Source organism: Collinsella sp. LCP21S3_C7 (assembly GCF_052118485.1).
Lineage (GTDB): Bacteria > Actinomycetota > Coriobacteriia > Coriobacteriales > Coriobacteriaceae > Collinsella.
Map to the genome: position 1 here is coordinate 1 of NZ_JBQKHC010000026.1, position 18,193 is coordinate 18,193.

Genomic DNA, 18,193 nt, shown 5'->3' on the forward strand with positions numbered 1-18,193 from the left:
TCGTCGGCAGCGTCAGATGTGTATAAGAGACAGCCTCTGAGAAGTTCGCGAAGCCCACTTCTCAGAGGAAGGCACCCGCCCGGAGGCGGCCCCAGCGCGAGACCGTCCCGGATGCTATTCGTTGTCGCCGGCAGTTAACTGCGTTGCGGAGAGTACGCCGTCGGCAGCGGTTGCGGCTGCGGCGTCGGGCCAGACCCAGTCGGTAAAGGCCGGGTGATCGAAGCCCTCGTCGCACGCAAACTCAAAGGCCTCGGTGCGGAAGGCCTCCCACTCATCAATCTGCTCGGCAAACTTATCGGCGTCAACCATGCGCAGCACGTCGGCGGCCAGGGCCCAGCGGTCCATGTTGTTCAGGCGCAGCATGTCAAACGGCGTGGTCGTGGAGCCCTTCTCCTCGTAGCCGTGGACGCGGAAGGCATCGTGGCCGGGGCGGTTCCAGATCAGGCGGCGAATCGTGCCGGCATAAGCGTGGAATGCGAAGAGCACGGGCTTCTCGCCGCGGCCAAACAGCTCAGCCCAGCGCTCATCGCTGATGGCTTGGTCGTTCTCGCAGACGTTCTGGATCTTGAGCAGATCGACCACGTTGACAAACCAGACCTTGATGCCCAGCCCGCGCAGCATATCGGTTGCGGCCAGTGCCTCGAGCGTCGGCACGTCACCGCAAGTAGCGACCACGACGTCGGCCTCGGCGAGCGAGTCGGCAGTCGATGCCCACTCCCAGGTCGCTACGCCCTCGGCGAGCTCAGACTTGGCCTCGTCGACCGTCTGGAAGGTGGGGGCGGGCTGCTTGCCACAGAAGATGGCATTGACGCAGTCGGTGGACTGGTAGACGCGCTCGGCCACAGCAAGGGCCATATTGGCATCGGCCGGATAATAAGCATTCACGACATGCGTGTCGTTGGCCTTGTTGAGCAGCAGGTCGATAAAGCCGGGGTCCTGGTGCGAAAAGCCGTTGTGGTCCTGGCGCCAGACATGGCTCGACAGCAAAATGTTGAGGCCGCTGATAGGAGCGCGCCACGGAATCTCGCGCTTGGTTGCTTCGAGCCATTTGCAGTGCTGGTTGACCATGGAATCGACCACGTGGACAAAGCTCTCGTAGGAGCTCCACACACCGGAGCGGCCGGTGAGCACGTAGGCCTCGAGGAAGCCCTCGCACTGGTGCTCGGACAGCTGCTCGACAACCTTACCGGAACCGGCCAGCAGCTCGTCGTTGGCATCGTCCTCGTAGAAACCGGCATCCCACTGCTTCTTGGTCACCTTATAGGCAGCCTGCAGGCGGTTGGACGCGGTCTCGTCGGGACCGAAGATGCGGAAATCATCCATGTTCTTGGCCAGAACATCGGCAGTGTACTCACCAAAGACGCGGGCGGCCTCGGTGGAGCCCCAGCCGTGGCCCTTACTTGCGATGGGGATCTCGTGAGCGTGGATATCGGGAAGCTCGAGCTCGCGGCGTACCTTGCCGCCGTTCGCGTTGGGATTGGCGCCGATACGCAGCTCGCCGGTCGGCATAAAGGCCGTCACCTCGGGGCGCACCTGGCCCTCGGGCGTAAAGAGCTCCTCGGGCTTGTAGGAGCGCAGCCACTCGCGCAGCACGCGGAAGTGCTCGTGGGTGTCCTTGGCACTCGCCAGCGGCACCTGATGGGCGCGCCAGGAGTCCTCGGTCTTCTTGCCATCAATCTGCTTGGGGCAGGTCCAACCCTTGGGCGTATGGAACACGATCATGGGATAGGCCGGACGGACCACGGTCTCGCCCGCAGTGGCCTGAGCCATAGCGGTGGCCTTGATGTCGCAGATCTCATCGAAGACCTGCTCGAACAGGGCGGCGAAACGCGCATGAATGCTCGCATGGCTCTCGTCGTCAAAGCCGGCGACAAAGAAATGCGGCTTATAGCCCATGCCCTCAAAGAACTTGGTGAGCTCCTCGTCGGACACGCGGGCAAGAATGGTGGGGTTGGCGATCTTGTAGCCGTTGAGGTGCAGGATCGGCAGGACGATACCATCGGTTGCCGGGTTCACGAGCTTATTAGACTGCCAAGAGGTCGCAAGCGGACCGGTCTCGGACTCGCCGTCGCCCACCACAGCCACGGCCAGCAGGCTCGGGTTATCCATGACGGCACCGTAGGCGTGGCTGAGCGTGTAGCCGAGCTCGCCGCCCTCGTGGATGGAGCCAGGCGTCTCGGGCGCAAAATGGCTCGGAATACCGCCGGGGTAGGAAAACTGGCGGAAGAACTTCTGCAGGCCGGCCTCGTCATTGGTGATGTCGGGGCGAATCTCGCGGTAGGTACCATCGAGCAACGACTGGGCGGTGCCAGCGGGGCCACCGTGACCCGGGCCCATCAAGAAGATCGCGTTCTGGTTGTGATCGGCGATGAGGCGGTTGACATGACCGAACAGGAAGTTGATGCCGGGCGTGGTGCCCCAGTGACCGACCAAGCGGTGCTTAACGTCCGGGCGACCAAAGTCGCGCACCTCGCCGGTTTTCTCATCGACAAAGTCGGGGCGCATGAGCGGGTTAGAGCGAAGGTAGATCTGACCGACGGACAGATAATTCGATGCACGCCAATACAGGTCGACGCCCTCGAGCTCGGAAGCCGGCACCTCGTGGCCCAGCTTTTGCCACGGCGTCCCCAGTGTTTTAGCCATTGTTTATGTCCCTCCGCTGTGCGGTCGCCCTCCAATACGGCAACCATTCGTTGGGACTAGTATATTTGCTAAAACGTTTTATCATGGTGAAAAAACGTTTTATCACCCTTATCAATCACATCGATCAACAAAACGCGACATTCACCTGCGGCATTGTCTGCCACAGGTGCTCCACATTCGGTCTCTGCAAATTGATAAACGTGTTTAGTTATGTTTAGTAAGCTCGAGCACGCTGCCCTTAACGATAAGCGCCGGCTCCAGGACGACCTCTTCGGCACGCCTACCGCCCCTACCGGCAAGACGCTTGGACATGCAGCCAAAAGCATGTTCCGCGAGGACACCAGGATCCTGCTCAATGGCGGTCAGCGCCGGCTCAAAGAGAACGTCGGCCGCCGAGTTGTCATAGCTCACCACCGAAATATCGCCCGGGATGCTCTTCCCCATCTCGTGCAAACGCTTGAGCAAACCGAGGGCAATGTTGTCCGAGCTTGCGAACACGGCAGTGGCGTCGGTTGCGAGCACCGCCTCCGAGGCCTCGTAGGCGCTCGGAATGTAGTACTCGCTCTCAAACTCCAAACGCGCGTCGATAGGCAGGCCAACCTCGCGCAGCGCGCGCTCATAGCCGGCAAGTCGCTTGCGACCCGTATTGGAACGACGCGCATTAACCAAGCAGGCAATGCGACGGTGGCCCTGCTCGATCAGATAGCGGGTAGCCATATAGCCACCCATCTCGTGGTCGAACATCACCTTGTCGCACTCGAGCCCCTCAATGGCGCGGTCGACCATCACGGCAGGGATGGGTAGATGGCTGACCTCTTCGCGCAGGGCACGGTCGTCCGAGAACTCGTCGCCTACCACCAGGAAGACACCATCGACGCCGCGCGTCACCAGCTGGCGCAGCAGTTCCAGGTCGTCGTCGGCGCTTCCGCCCGAGCTGGTAATAAAGAGCGCATAGCCGTCCTCGCGGCAGCGCTTTTCCAAGCTACCGGCAAGTGAGGCAAAAAATCGGCTCTCGATGTTGGGGACGATAAGGCCCAGGGTGCGTGACTCGCGCATGACCAGGCTGCGCGCAATCTGGTTGGGAACATAGTGGTTGCGCGCCGCGACCTCCTTGATGAGCTTGCGGTTTTCTTCCGAGATGCGACAAGGCCGATTGTTGAGAACAAGCGAGACCGACGAGGGGGAAAGCCCCACCTCCTGGGCGATCTGCTTGAGGGTGACTTTGTTGGCCATCTCGCTCCTTCCGGGTTTACGCGCAATCTCTTGAAAGTATAGCGACTGCCCCTCTACCTCGGTGATAAACACTTTACCAATCCGGTAGACGGCTGTTTTATCGCCGCCAGCGCACCAAATACGTCCAGGTGGGGTATATTGCAATCGATTGATGACAACGACCACCAAAAGGCGGATATTCGGATGCACGAGAACGACTTTTTTAACGAGGACCTGCTGTGCGCGCTCGCTGGCGTTGCCGGCGAGGACAACGTGTTGATGAGCGAGCCCATGCGCGAGCACACCACGTTTAAGATTGGCGGCCCGGCCGACGTCTTTGTCACGCCCGACACCGAGCAGGGCCTCGTCGCCACGCTCGATACCTGCTATCGCTGCGATCTGCCACTCACCATCGTGGGCAACGGCTCCGACCTACTCGTCGGCGACAAGGGCATACGCGGCGTCGTCGTAGCGCTAGGCGAGGGCCTCTCCGACATTACCGTCGACGGCACGCACGTTACGGCAGCAGCCGGTGCGCTGCTTTCGGATGTTGCGGCCGCGGCAGCCGAGGCCGGTCTCACCGGCATGGAGCCCATCTCGGGCATCCCCGGATCGGTCGGCGGCGCCTGCTACATGAACGCCGGCGCCTACGGTGCCTGCATGGCCGATGTGCTGGAGTCTGTACGCGTCTACAAGCCCGCCCGCATGCTCGACGACGGCACCCGCGGTAGCGGCAGCATCATCGAGTTCGATGTCGACGAGCTCAATCTGGGCTATCGCAAGAGCCGCATCGCCGACGACGGCTTCATCGTGCTTTCGGCCACCTTCAATCTCGCCCCGGGTAACGCCGCGATGATCAAGGCCGACATGGACGACTACCGCCAACGCCGCGAGGACAAGCAGCCGCTCGACATGCCGAGTGCCGGCTCCACTTTCAAGCGCCCCGAGGGCCACTTTGCCGGTAAACTCATCATGGATGCCGGCCTGCGCGGCCATGCCGTCGGCGGCGCCCAGGTGAGCGAAAAACACTGCGGCTTCATCGTCAACGCCGACCACGCCACCGCCGCCGACGTCGACGAACTCATCCGCCACATCCAAGCAACCGTCAAAGACCAATTCGGCGTAGACCTAGAACCCGAAGTCCACCGAGTAGGCGAATTTTTATAAAAGGAAGGCCCCGAAAGGGGCCTTCACTTTCTTTAATTCAGACAACCAGTCCGGTGTGTCGCGCCTTGAACCCGGAAGGTCCGGGACTGCGGGCGGGGCATAAGGTTGATCGCGAGTTCCGCACGAGCCGGAGAGCACTTAATGTGCTCTCCGCGCGAGCAGGACTGCCCGAGCAGGCAACCTTATGCCTCGCCCGCAGTCCCGGACCAAGCCGCAGCTACGACAGCGCGATACCGCCGAGCCAGCCCCAGCGCACGCCAGAGCCAGTGCCGTAGAACCCAATGAACGAGTCAAGCGACCTCGACGTGATGGCGCCCTCGTTACTCATAACGATGCCGCCGCCAACATAGATGCCCACGTGTCCGTACAGCAGACCCGGCATACCGGTGCCACTGTGCGACGAGTCGGCCACGATCATGCCCACCTGCAGCGCCGAACGATCGGAGCTGTAGCACCAGGCGTTAAACATGTCGCACGCGTTGCCGCCAAAGTAGCCCACGCCGGCGTTGCGGAAGACGTTGGTGACCCAGGCGGCGCACCAGTTTAGGCCAGGCGAAGGCGTGGAGTAGCATGCGTTGACGACAGCCTGCTGCTTGCCCGAGCCGGCATTCTGTTGCGGATTTCCGGGCGCATACGATCCGCCACCCGAGTTTGAACCACCCGAGTAGGAATTGTTCTTGTTTGCGGCAGCCGCAGCAGCGGCAGCCTTCTTGGCAGCCTCCTCAGCCTGGGCGGCAGCGAGAATCTCGGAATCGCGCTGAGCCATGAGCTCCTTGACGTCGTCGGAGAGGCCGTTCAGAACCGTCTGGACCTCTTGCTGCTTGGCCTGCATGTCCTGCATCTGGGCAGTCTGCTGGTCCTTGAGCTTCTCCAAGTCGGCTTTTTGCGACTCGAGCTCGGACTTCTGTGTATCGAGCTCTTTCTGGATGGTCTGGATATCCTCGATGGCGTCGCGGTCGCTCTTGTTGATCTTCTCAACATAGTGCGCATTGGCGACGAGCTCCTCAAACGAGCCCGAGGCGAGCAGCAGCGACAGGATGTTGGTGCCGCCCGACTTATAGCTGGCGGAAACGCGATCGGAAAGATCGCCGCGCTTCTTTTTGAGCTCGGCCTTCTTTTCGTCAATCTGCGCCTGCGTGCTGTCAATCTGGCCCTGTACGCTCTCGATATCGTTGAGGGTCTGGGCGTTCTTGTTGGCCAGCGCCGCGTATTCATTTGCGATGCTGTCGAGCTGGGCCTGGACCTCGTCAAGCTGAGCCTGGGCCGCATTGAGCTTGTCGGTGGTTTCCTTGGTGGCCTCCGCAGCATGGGCGCGAGCGGGCAGACCAAAAAGAACGGCTGCAGAAGCGGCGCCGAACAAGGCCTTGAGGGCAGTGCGACGCGAAAGCTCCTGGGAAAGGATGGAATCGCTGTTTGGTGACATATCTACTCCGTTACATGTTCATTTATATGTCGCTCAACTCATACATATTAGCGTACATCCGACACGTCCCAACGATTTCCACGAACGGCAGCAAACCCCATGGTCGGCGGCTCGTATGCAAACGTCAAAGTCAAGGTTATGCCCACGCCAAACATTTCCATGAGTACGTTAGCATGTTCGTCTGCTTTTCCTGCCCTGCACGTTTTGGGTGCCCCTGCCTGCGCTATACTCCCTCAGGAAGTGTTCCTGATTCGATAGGAGACTACATGTCCAAAGCACTCGACCCCAAAGACACCTGCGTCCTCGTAACCGGTGGCGCCGGCTTTATCGGCTCGCACACCGTCGTTCAGCTGCTCGAGGGTGGCTACCAGGTCGTCATCGTCGACGACCTCTCCAACTCCAGCGCCGTCGCCGTCGACCGTGTCAAGACCATCGTGGGCGACAAGGCCGCCAAGAACCTCACCTTCTACGAGGCCAACGTGCTCGACCGCGATGCCATGAACAAGATCTTCGATACCCATCAGATCGACCGCGTCATCCACTTCGCCGGCTTTAAGGCCGTCGGCGAGTCGGTGAGCAAGCCCGTCGAGTACTACCACAACAACATCGAGAACACCCTGGTGCTCGTAGACGTTATGCGCAACCATGGCTGCAAGTCCATCATCTTCTCGAGCTCCTCGACCGTCTACGGCGATCCGGATAACCCGCCCGTCACCGAGGAAGACCCCAAGAAGCCTGCGACCAACCCCTATGGCTGGACCAAGTGGATGATTGAGCAGATCCTTATGGACGTTCACACCGCCGATCCCGAGTGGGACGTTGTGCTGCTCCGCTACTTCAACCCCATCGGCGCACATCCGTCGGGCCTGATCGGCGAGGACCCCAAGGGCATCCCCAACAACCTGGTGCCTTATGTCGCGCAGGTTGCCGTGGGCAAGCTCGAGGCCGTTCAGGTCTTTGGCAACGACTACCCCACCCCCGACGGCACGGGCGTGCGCGACTATATCCACGTGTGCGACCTGGCCTCGGGCCATGTGGCCGCCCTCAACTGGATGAACGGCAAGACCGGCGTTGAGATCTTCAACCTGGGCACCGGCACCGGCACCTCGGTGCTCGAGGTCGTCGCCGCCTTCTCCAAGGCCTGCGGCAAGGAGCTGCCCTATGTGATTCGCGAGCGCCGCGCCGGCGATATCGCCGCCAACTGGTGTGATGCCTCCAAGGCCGAGCGCATGATGGGCTGGAAGGCCCAGTACGACATCGCGGACATGTGCCGCGATAGCTGGAACTGGCAGAGCCACAACCCCAACGGCTTCGCCGACGCCGAGTAGCAAAAACCTACATACCGTTCTTGCCCCGATCTCACGATGTGAGACCGGGGCTTTTTCATGGCATGTAACCATTCGCCGAAAATCGACCAACTTTTTTATCTTGCCTATACATGTTTAAACAACATGTATACAATAGGTGTATCGAATCAGAACATCGGAGGCGGACTGCACACCCATCGGCAGGCCGACCCCACAACGAGAAGGATAGAAGACGGCCTTGCCAGTTGCGAACTCGTTGGTGGCGTCGTCGCCGGTCTTGGAGGCAAGCTGCGAAGAATCGCAGGTGGAGTCGGTGATGTACAGGTCGAAGATCTGCTTAAAGTTGTCGAGATACTCGCCCTTAATCTCGTCATCCTCCTGGTTGTGCTCCTTCTCGAACTCGTAGTAGAGCGGGAGGTTGGCGAGGTGGGTGGTGTAGCGCCAGCTGGAGGAGTCATCCATGCCGGCGGAAGTGAAGGCACCGTCAACGCCAAGCTCGTCCTTGCGGGCCTGAATGTCATCGGCGCAAGCCTTCAGCTTGTCGAAGGAGTTGATGTCCTCGGCCTTGTAGCCAGCCTTCTCGAGGAGCTCCTTGTTGTAAATGATGCCGTAGCTCTCCTGGACCCAGTCGATACCTAGATCCTTGCCGTCGGACTGCAGAGCCAGGGAGTCGTCGACGAGCTCACCGCGGACCTTGGTATCGGACAGGTCGGCGCAGTAGTCCTTTCAGTTCTTAAGACCGGTGGGCCCGTTGACCTGGAACAGGGTCGGAGCGGAGCTCTTGGACATCTCGGACTTGAGCTTCTCCTCGTAGGTGTTGGAGGCGGCGGTCACGATCTTGACCTCGACGCCCTTCTCCTCCTTGTACGCCTTGGCGATCTCCTTCCACTCCTTGTCGACCTCGGGCTTGAATTGGAGGAAGTAGACCTCGGCAGCGTCACCAGAAGCAGAGGAGCCGGAGCCGGCGGAGCCACCGCAGCCCACGAGACCCAGGCCAAAGACCGTGGCGGCGCCCTTTGCCGCCGCCTTCGGAGATTGGTTCGGGGACTTTGCCCCTTTTTCTGATTTGTGCAATACGCTGTTTGCCTAGTTGTCTGAACAAGTATTAATAGAGCGGTAGAAAAACTTCGGTGAACGGTTCTCGATACATTCGTACTTGACAAATATTGTCTAAACAATTAAAGCGCCCCGTGCGGCCGATATCCCATCGACAGCACGGGGCGCTTCATATCGAAACGCAAGCTTATGCGTCTGTTACCTATCGCTTGGAATTGACGCGGTAATGGAAGATCTCGGGGTGTGTGCGAGCATGCGTCACCTCGAACAAGATGCCATCCGATGTGTACGACTGACTCTCCATGACGGCAACGCAGTTGTATTTGCCGAGGTCAAGATAGCTGCAGTCTTCATCGTTGGCGAGCTCGACACTCACCGTACGGCGACTCGCCATCACTTTGATGCCGCGCTTGTGCTCCAGATAGTCGTAGATAGATTCTGCCGCGATCTCGGGAGTCAGACCCTTGGCGATCGACTCCAAAAAGTAGCCATGGTCCACTTGGCGCGCGCTGCCGTTGAGGCTTCGGACACGCACTACGCGAATCAGCTCCTCGCCCACCTTAAAGCCCAGGCGACGAGAGAGCTGCTCGGTGCAGACCAGATGTTCAAAGGACTTAACGTCCGTCGATGCAACGGCATTGCTGCGCTTTGCAAATTCGCCAAACGACTCGACTTCCTCGAGTGCGCCCAGCATGTCGGTTTCGCCCTTGAGCCAAATAACGCGCACGCCCTTGCCGTGTATGGGCTGCACAAACATCTCGTCGGCCAGCATGCTCAAGGCGCGGCGGACGGTATTGCGCGTGCAGTCGAACTCTGCGGTCAGCTCGGCTTCGGTTGGCAGCATCTCCTGGAACGCATAGGTCCCGTTAATGATGCGCGAACGGATCTCGCGGTAGATTCCTTCGTAAATCGCTTTTGGCATGGCTTCACCTCTAATGAATATGTATGGCTAGGCACGATAGCATTTCTTGGGGTTGTTTAAACCGTCTATCGGCAAAGCACGGATTATTTACCGTCGACGGTTCCCCCGGCACCCAAATCGGACCGAATCAAAACCGTCAATGCGGCAAGCAGCCAGTCCTCTACAATGAGTTCATTGTTTAAACGTTCTTGCTCGCACAGCATGTTGCATCCGGAAGGCATATTATGCTGCAGAAAATCCAACGCTTTGGCGGGGCAATGTTCGCGCCCGCCATGCTGTTTTCCATATCGGGCCTTATGGTCGGCGTCTCCGCCCTCGCAACGTCTGCGGACATCGTCGGCGACCTCGCCGTATACGGAACCCCTTGGTATATTTTTTGGGCTATCATCCAGCGCGGCTCGTGGACGGTCTTTAAACGCCTCCCACTGCTTTTTGCCGTAGCGCTGCCCATCGGCCTTGCCCAAAAGCAACCGGCGCGCTGCTGCTTCGAGGCACTCGTGGCCTATTTTGCCTATTGCTTCTTTTTGAGCGAGATCATTAAGCTGAGCGGCGATAACCTTGGACTTAAGTACCCGTCGTCTTTGACCTCCGCCAGCGGCATCACCATCATCGACGGCATCAAGACGCTCGACACCGGCATTAAAATTCTTATGTCCACACCGCTCGCCAACCGCATCGCCCAAGATGAAGAGCTTGGGCCTCTGCTCTGCCTCAACGAGCTCGAACTCGATGTCACGGAAATCTCGCCTCGCGAGTGCACCAAACGGGCCGGAATCAAGGCCGTGCTTGACGCCCTGGGGCCAGATCACGGCACTGTGTACGGCATCGGCGACGCAAGCAACGACATCGCCCTCATGGAGGCGGTCGATGTTGGCGTCGCCATGGGCAACGCGCCGGACTTCCTCAAGGAAAAGGCCGACTACGTCACCGACAGTTTCGACCACGACGGCGTCGTCACCGCGCTCGAGCACTTTGGACTTATCTAGCCGCGCCTCTTGCCGCATTTGCGACAACATGGCTCAATCGTCTTCAACCGCCGCGCTCAATGCCCTAATGTGGCAATATGTTGTCTGCATAACGCAACGATGCAACCTAAGAAAGAATGCGAGAACCCGTGTCCAGTCCGTTTACCAGCTTTTTAGCCCAGCATTTTGACCAGATTAACGACTATCTGGCCACGTTCTTTGACGGACAGGCGACCTCTGCCGATATCGAGCGCTACCTGTATGGCCCGCTCTCGGCATTTACGGCCAATGCCGGCAAGCGCCACCGCCCGCTCATCTGCATGCTCGCCGCCACCGCGGTAGGCGGCAGCTTTGAGAGCGCCCGAAGCGCGGCGGCGGCCATCGAGCACTTTCAGTCGGGAGCGCTTATCCATGACGACATCGCCGACAACGGCCAGCTGCGCCGCGGCAAGCCCTGTATGCACCTTACCGAGGGTACGGGACTTGCCATCAACTGCGGCGACCTAGCGCTCACCATGGTTACCAAGACGGTTCTCGACGACCCCACGCTCGAGGCAGACGTGAAGCTCCGCGTGCTCCACGAGCTCACCGAGATGATCGTTCGCACCATCGAGGGTCAGGCGCTCGACCTGGGCTGGGTCCGCGATGGGCGCTTTGACATCTCGGTCGACGATTATCTGGACATGGCGACGCACAAGACCGCGTACTACAGCGGAGCCACGCCACTTGCCGCCGGAGCCATTATCGGTGGCGGCAGCGAAGACCAGATTGAGGCGCTGCGTGCCTTTGGCCTGCACACGGGCCTTGCCTTTCAGATCCAAGATGATCTGCTCAACCTTATTGGCACCAAGGAGGCCGCCAACAAGGACTTCCGCACCGACATCACAGAGGGCAAGCGCACGCTCGTCGCCGTGCATGCCCTGTCAGACGAGCGTTATCACGACGAAGTCGAGGCAATCCTTTCCTCGGGCACCGAGGACCCCGTGCAACTCGCACGCGCCGTGGAGATCTTCCAGCAGACCGGCTCTGTCGATTTCGCCCACACTTACGCACTCAACCTGACTGCCAAGGCCAAGGCCGCTATCGAAGGTGTCGAGCTCGACCCGCATGCACGCGAGCTGTTCGACTCCATGGCAGATTTCTTTGTGGAGCGCCTTAACTAGCGGGGGTTATAAAACCTGTCAGCAGCGCATTTGGGTACAACTTGCTACACTGTTGAGTGCATGTTTATGCAACCCTTTGCGTTGTCTATCCGACACACGCTCAAATAGTACGAATGGTACGCCGAAAGGGGTTCGTTCATGGAACCTATCACAACGGGCATGCAGGGAGCAGCCGTCGAGGACGTCCAGTCCCGCCTTCTGCAGCTCGGCTATACAATCGATGACGCCGAGGTCGCCGACAAGCGCTTTGGCACCACCACCGAGCAGGCTGTTGGCACCTTTAGGCTCGACAGCGGCCTTGCCGCTGGCTACGCCGTCGATATCCCCTGTTGGAGCGCCCTGGTAGACGCCTCGTATAAGCTGGGCGACCGCACGCTTTATCTGCGCATGCCCAATTTCCATGGTGCCGACGTTCGGGCCCTGCAGAGGGCACTCAACGTTTTGGGTTTTGCCTGCGGTGAGGACGACGGCTACTTTGGCCCGCACACCGAGGCGGCCTTGCAGCAGTTCCAAGAAAATGTCGGCCTGTTTGCCGACGGCATGGCATTCCAGGATACCTACGCCTATATCAACCGTCTGCATCACGTGTGGGAGGGCAAACCCTCGGTTACCGAGGCCGAGTCGCGCATCGGCTTTGCCCGCGCCGCCAACGTGCTCGAGCGCTTCCAGATTGCCGTTATCGGTGAGGACCCCATCGCACGCAGCGTTGCATCGCGCATGTGGAACATCGCCACGGCGACGACCGACAACAGCGGCATGATGCTTTGCGATTCCGAGGTTCCGACCGACGTGGACCTGGTACTCGAAATCGCAAGCGATGAGCTGCCCGCAGATGCAGCGCCGCGCGCCACGATCGCCCTTGCCGAATGTCACAACCTGGCGCAGCGCATCCGCACTGCCAATATCGCCGCGCAACAAAAGCCTGCACGTATCCGCATTGAGCTCACGGGCATGACGCGCTACAACGGAACCTTCACCGCAAGCGATGCCCAGACACTCGCCGTACGCCTGCTCGATGGCGTTTGCGATGCCCTCGCAGATTAGGTAAACTAGACGAGCTGCTTTTGGGCAGCACCACACATTGGGACGTAGTTCAACGGTAGAACTCCGGTTTTTGGTGCCGGCTGTTGGGGGTTCGAATCCCTCCGTCCCAGCCAAGGTAACTGAGCGCCCCGGGCTTTCATCAGCCCGGGGCGCTTTCTTGTGGGCATGCGGAGGGATTCGAACCCGCAAGGGTGCGGAGCTGAGGAAACGCGAAGCGTTTTCCAGCGCAGCACGCAAGGAGCGGAGCGACGCAGCGGGGCGCGGCCGCCGGAAGGCGGACGCGGAATCCCTCCGTCCCATATCAACAACGGGCTCTCCGTATCTCAACCGGCACTTGGGGACGTTCCCAAAGTGCCGGCACTAAAGGAACGTACCCAAGTGCCGGCTCATCCACCCTCAAAAGACAGGCGCCCCAAGCCCGAAAGGAACAAGAGCGCCTTACATCAAGAAATATCAGCCCCGTTCCGAAAAGCGAGCCGCCATCTACAAAATGGCGCGTGGCCCCGGCGGGCCGGGCATTAAGTTTGTCGCGAGTTCCGCACGCAAAGAAGGCCACTTAATGTGGACTTCGTCTTGCGCAGGACTGTAGAGCAGCAAACTTAATGCCCGGCCCGCCGGGGCCACGCGCCCCTAATTGTTCAGCATGCGGTCGAAGCTTCCCGAGTCGCCATCCCGATAGTCGGCGGTCATCAGAATCTCCTGCGGAATGCGACCGCCCTCGCGCAGCACATTGCGGAACTGCACGCGCGTGACCATAGGCAGATCCTTGATCGTCGCCGCCAAATTCTGCGGCACACCCTGATTGGCAGCCGCAGGCTCGCACTCGCCGCCAGCTTTCACGCGACGCTTGTGCTCGGCGAGCATGGCACGATACATGCCGGCATGCAAGCGAATCTCAACCACATTGGCATTGCGGGCCTGCTCGACGATGCGCGCACCCTCTCGGTCGATATCGCCCACGTAGTAGACATAGTTAAAGCGATAGCCGATCTCGGCCAGATAATCATCCAGTGCGTGCGAGACGCTCGCCTTGCAGCCACCGCCAAAGATCACGCCACCCACCTTGGTGCCAAAAAGCTTAGCGTGCTTGCGGCCGCGCAAGAGCTTGACGATCTCGTCATAGGTGTCCAGGTTCTCGACCATAATGAACGGCTTGTCGGCGCCCAGCGTAAAGAAGCCCGTAAAGTGCACGGGGCGGTTGGGGGCGACCTTAATCGCCTGCATGCTGATGCCCTTTTCGGCCATACGCCTCATCAGGCGCTCGCCGTGTTTACCGTCAAAGGCCTTCTCATCGTTAAAAATCTGGTAGGCGCGCTGGCGACGCGAAGCGACCGGCGTGTCGGCACCGCGATTCTGCTCAATCCAAGCCTGGATGATCGCAATCTCCTCGGCAATCTTGCGGTTGGACATCTCGTTGTGCTGAGTGCGCTGCGAAACCTTTTTGCCGTCCTTGCCCTCAACCTTAACGATTTGAGTCTGTTGCTCCTTAATCTTGGAGAGTGCAGCAGGTGTGGGAACGACCTTGAGCAGCTGCCTGCCCAGGACACGGGCCAGAGCAAACGCCGAAACCTCGCCATGAGCGGGCGGCTCAGGCTGCTGGGAGGCCGCATCGTTTGCAGTCGGTTTGGGCTGCGTCTGGGATTTGCACTTGGAATCTGTCCGAGTATTGCGCTCTTGCTTTGGCGCGGACGAGCCCTTTTGCGAACGCTCAGGCTTGTCCCCCTTTACTGGCTGGCGCTTGGACTGCTCCGCCGGGATCTCAGTCTTCGCATCCTTGTTTTGCCCCGCTGCCTGCTCGGCCACGGATTCGGCATTTGAGCCACGGCCGCCACGGTGACGACGACGGCGAGGCTTGCTCGAAGCGCTCTCCCCCGCTTTCTCCCCCGCTTTCTCGCCCGCAGACTGCTGGCCTCGGGGCTCGACATCGCCCGTAGGCCGCGGCTCAACAGGCTTCTGCTCACGGACCATCGGCTCGGCAGCCTTCTCAGCCTTCTCCGCTGGTGCAGCGGGAGCCTGGTCGGTCTTTTCTTGACGCCTTGCGGGATACGCACGACCCATAAAGCCGCGTCCGGGACGGCATGAACCCGGAGCCTTCTTGACGGGCTCCTCGGGTGCACCAGCAGCCTCGACGGACTCCTGAACGTCGCACACAACACCTCCCTGCTCGGCCTTAAAGTGAGCACCGCGGCGACGCTTGGGCTCCTGGACCTCAGCGGCGCACTGCGGCTCGGTAACAGCCTCATCCTCGACGGGCTCGACATCCGTCGCATCCTTTTGAGCCACGGCGCGACGGAAGCGCTCCTGCTGGGCACGGCGCTGCGCATCGCGTTTACCGCCCCCGCCAAAACCGCCGCGGCCCGCCTTGGCCGTAAAGGCGCGAACGACGCTCTCGTCAAGCAGCTCATCGGTGTCGACGTTCTCGCGCGGAGCCGTTTCCACCGCAACAGGCGCCTCGACAACGTCCTCGACGGCCTCTTCGGCAGCCTCGGCAGGCTGCTCCTGGACATCGCGAATCTCGGCATTAATGGTATAGAACGCTGGGCGCCCGTTAACGCCGCTGCCCTCGATCTTGGTAACGATCTTTGCCGCGATAAGTTCATCGCGCATCGCCTTGGTGTCACATTCCTTATCGACGGAACGGAAAATCTGTGCCAGCGCACTCGACTTGATCTTGAGCGCCTTGCGGCAGAGCAGGTCGTAGGCAACCAGCTTGGCACGCTCGGCAGAAAGCGACGTCTGGCTGCTCAGACGCTCAGCCAGGGCATCGACGTTGTTTTGGTTATCGGAATATACCGTCTTGGCCACGGGGCCCCTTTCATATGTACACATATACGTCTATATGGTACAACGCACGCCCCTATCCACGCAAAACATCTGCGAGAACACCCGGGCACACTAGCTTTTGCAAGGAAAAAAGGCCGAGCCCGCGCAGTTGCGGACCCGGCCTTTCCGAGTCATATAGATGTGACGTTCAATCCGTTAGGTCGATTAGGCCTTGGCGGCCTCGGCGTTTGCGGGAGCCTCAGCAGCAGCAGCGCGACCATACTCGGCCTTGCCCATCTCGGACCACTCGGGCTCCTCGTCGGGCATGGAACCGGCCTCCTTGCCGAAGAGCTCCTTGAGGCAGTTGACGGCAACGATGAGGCCCAGGACCATCAGCAGGACGGCAAAGACGAGCTGCAGGCCCTTGGTGGCGGCGACGGAGACGGCGGCCGTGGTGGCGGTAGCTGGGATGGTACCGAAGAAGCCGTAGGCCTGGACGGCGGTCATGCAGCCCATGGCGCTCTGGACCAGCGAGGTGAAGGTACAGCAGAGCAGGAAGGCGACGGGCACGTAGAGCATCCAGCCCTTGCGACCGGTGCACTTGCAGAACACGGCAAGGGTGATCATGGTCATGCCGCCGAGCAGCTGGTTGGAAGCACCAAAAAGCGGCCAGATGTTGGCATAGCCACCAAAGGCAAGGGCGAGGCCGGGGAGCAGGGTGACAACCGTGGCGAACCAGGGGTTGCCGAGGACCCTCATGCAGCCGGCCTTGGACTCGATGGCCAGGGCGTCGTTGGTCTGGGCAAAGAACTCGGAGAACGAGGTGCGGGCGATGCGGGCGACGGCATCGAGCGAGGTCAGGGCCAGAGCGGAGACGTTCATGGTCATAAAGACGGTAGCGAGCGTGCCGTCAACACCGAAGGCCTGCATACCGCGAGAAATGCCAGCAGCGAAGATCTGGAACGGGGTGGAAGCGACGCCGGCGTTGAGGGCGCCGGTACCGGCAGTGTTCATGTCGGAGAACATGATGCCGGCGACGATGATGGCGAGGATGCCGACGAAGGACTCGACGATCATGGCGCCAAAACCCACCTTGACGGCGTCCTGCTCCTTCTCGACCTGCTTGGAAGAGGTGCCCGAAGAAACGAGGCTGTGGAAACCGGAGAGAGCGCCGCAGGCAACGGAGACAAACAGGACCGGGAACATCATGCCCGAGGCATTGCTAAAGCCGGTGAAAACCGGAGCGGTGATGGTGGCCTGGCCGTTAACGCCCAGGACGACGATGCCGAGGACGGCGCAGACAATCATGACGATCATCATGATGGAAGTGAGGTAGTCGCGAGGGGTCTTGAGCATCTGGATGGGCATGGCGCCGGCAAAGACCAGGTAGACCATGACGACGGCGAACCACTGGAACTTGTCCAGGTAAACCGGGAACTGCATACCGACGGCGAACATGAGGACCATGAGCACCACGCCGGTGACGAACTCGGCAGCGCCGGTGAGGTTGAACTTCTTCTGAGCCCAACCAAAGGCCATGGCGACGAAGGTGAACAGGATGGAGATGGTGCCAGCGCAGCCAGCGGCATAGGACTTGGTGAAGTCGATGGCACCGGTGGCAGCGCCAGAGGCGTCAACGACCGGGGTGAACATGAACGTCTTGCAGACCATGTCGGTAAAAGCGGCGATGACGATGATGCAGAACAGCCAGCAGAACAGCAGGAACAGGCGACGGCCGGTCTTGCCGATGTACTTCTCGATGAGCTGAGCCAAGGACTTGCCGTTGTTCTTCATCGAAGCGTACAGGGCGCCAAAGTCGTGAACGGCGCCAAAGAAGATGCCGCCGACGAGGACCCAGAGCACGACGGGCAGCCAGCCGAAGGCCATGGCGACGATCGTACCCGTAACAGGGCCAGCACCGCAGATCGAGCTGAACTGATGCGAGAACGCGGTGAAGGCGGAGACGGGCGAGAAGCTCTTGCCGTCCTTCATGCGCTTGGCAGGCGTGAGAGCCTCTTTATCAACGCCCCACTTGTTAGCCAGCCAGCGGCCGTAGCCCAGATAGCCGCAGGCGAGCACCGCTGCGGCCACAACCATGAGCAAAACTCCGTTCATTACATTTCCTCCTCTAAAAAGAACTTCCTAGACATAAAAAATGAGGGCCGTCGGTTGCGCTCGACGGCCCTCATCTTCATCAGCCGCCCGTTATCGTACGGGCTAGCTGTATGTGCTAACCCGCATCAGATAATTACTACGCTGATAATGTTTAGCTGATGCGTGAACATGTCTAAGAAATCCTCTTCAATCATGATGCGAACGATCCGTGCGTGTTCACATCCCCCAGTGAATGAAAAGGAGTATGAAACTTTAGTTGCCTAAAGTCAACGCAAATATGTAATGAATTTTCAAATTAATTTGAATTTCTCGGTATAAAACGTCACTGACCTCGGACTTTACCCCACGACAGTTTTTGCTTGAGAGATGCTCTTCGGGGGCGGGGCGGGCGCCTGCCGCCATATATGAACTTT

Annotated in this window: 11 protein-coding genes, 1 tRNA gene and 1 pseudogene; 6 read left to right on the plus strand and 7 right to left on the minus strand. The window is 59.9% G+C overall.

Features of this window, described 5'->3' with window-relative positions:
* Window positions 1-114: 114 nt before the first annotated feature.
* Both ACTQ1E_RS08180 and ACTQ1E_RS08185 read right to left on the minus strand, forming a co-directional pair.
* A complete protein-coding gene (locus ACTQ1E_RS08180) occupies window positions 115-2,643 on the minus strand; it encodes a phosphoketolase family protein (protein ID WP_441565782.1) in 2,529 nt (842 codons plus the stop codon).
* Between the two features lie 204 nt (window positions 2,644-2,847).
* Window positions 2,848-3,876: a LacI family DNA-binding transcriptional regulator gene (locus ACTQ1E_RS08185; protein ID WP_118388843.1), complete on the minus strand. Its 1,029-nt coding sequence runs from the start codon at window positions 3,874-3,876 to the stop codon at window positions 2,848-2,850.
* 183 nt (window positions 3,877-4,059) lie between these two features.
* On the opposite strand from ACTQ1E_RS08185, the gene murB reads away from it, so the two are divergent.
* Entirely contained in the window at window positions 4,060-5,022 is a 963-nt protein-coding gene (gene murB / locus ACTQ1E_RS08190; RefSeq protein ID WP_441548103.1) for a UDP-N-acetylmuramate dehydrogenase, read from the plus strand.
* A gap of 217 nt (window positions 5,023-5,239) precedes the next feature.
* On the opposite strand, the gene ACTQ1E_RS08195 is transcribed toward murB, so the two are convergent.
* Window positions 5,240-6,445: a PcsB-like coiled-coil domain-containing protein gene (locus ACTQ1E_RS08195; RefSeq protein WP_441565784.1), complete on the minus strand. Its 1,206-nt coding sequence runs from the start codon at window positions 6,443-6,445 to the stop codon at window positions 5,240-5,242.
* Between the two features lie 266 nt (window positions 6,446-6,711).
* On the opposite strand from ACTQ1E_RS08195, the gene galE reads away from it, so the two are divergent.
* Window positions 6,712-7,773, plus strand: a complete 1,062-nt coding sequence (galE, locus tag ACTQ1E_RS08200) for a UDP-glucose 4-epimerase GalE (protein ID WP_427728932.1) — start codon at window positions 6,712-6,714, stop codon at window positions 7,771-7,773.
* Between the two features lie 114 nt (window positions 7,774-7,887).
* Here the strand turns inward: galE and ACTQ1E_RS08205 are convergent.
* Window positions 7,888-8,736 (minus strand): annotated as a pseudogene (locus tag ACTQ1E_RS08205) (ABC transporter substrate-binding protein).
* A 274-nt stretch (window positions 8,737-9,010) separates the two neighbouring features.
* A complete protein-coding gene (locus tag ACTQ1E_RS08210) occupies window positions 9,011-9,730 on the minus strand; it encodes a GntR family transcriptional regulator (protein ID WP_441055353.1) in 720 nt (239 codons plus the stop codon).
* Between the two features lie 224 nt (window positions 9,731-9,954).
* On the opposite strand from ACTQ1E_RS08210, the gene ACTQ1E_RS08215 reads away from it, so the two are divergent.
* The 4 genes from ACTQ1E_RS08215 to ACTQ1E_RS08230 all read left to right on the plus strand — a co-directional run bounded on the left by ACTQ1E_RS08215 (window position 9,955) and on the right by ACTQ1E_RS08230 (window position 13,015).
* Entirely contained in the window at window positions 9,955-10,716 is a 762-nt protein-coding gene (locus ACTQ1E_RS08215; RefSeq protein WP_441565786.1) for an HAD hydrolase family protein, read from the plus strand.
* Window positions 10,717-10,844: 128 nt separating this feature from the next.
* The gene (locus tag ACTQ1E_RS08220; protein WP_441049363.1) at window positions 10,845-11,858 is read left to right on the plus strand and encodes a polyprenyl synthetase family protein; all 1,014 of its coding nucleotides are present in this window, start codon (window positions 10,845-10,847) and stop codon (window positions 11,856-11,858) included.
* A gap of 138 nt (window positions 11,859-11,996) precedes the next feature.
* A complete protein-coding gene (locus ACTQ1E_RS08225; protein WP_195838517.1) occupies window positions 11,997-12,902 on the plus strand; it encodes a peptidoglycan-binding domain-containing protein in 906 nt (301 codons plus the stop codon).
* Between the two features lie 38 nt (window positions 12,903-12,940).
* Window positions 12,941-13,015: transfer RNA gene (locus tag ACTQ1E_RS08230), tRNA-Gln, on the plus strand.
* Between the two features lie 517 nt (window positions 13,016-13,532).
* Here ACTQ1E_RS08230 and ACTQ1E_RS08235 read toward each other — a convergent pair.
* A complete protein-coding gene (locus tag ACTQ1E_RS08235; protein WP_441536258.1) occupies window positions 13,533-15,707 on the minus strand; it encodes a hypothetical protein in 2,175 nt (724 codons plus the stop codon).
* Window positions 15,708-15,890: 183 nt separating this feature from the next.
* On the minus strand, window positions 15,891-17,780 hold the full coding sequence (locus ACTQ1E_RS08240) for a carbon starvation CstA family protein (RefSeq protein ID WP_441565788.1): 1,890 nt from the start codon (window positions 17,778-17,780) through the stop codon (window positions 15,891-15,893).
* Window positions 17,781-18,193: the final 413 nt, after the last annotated feature.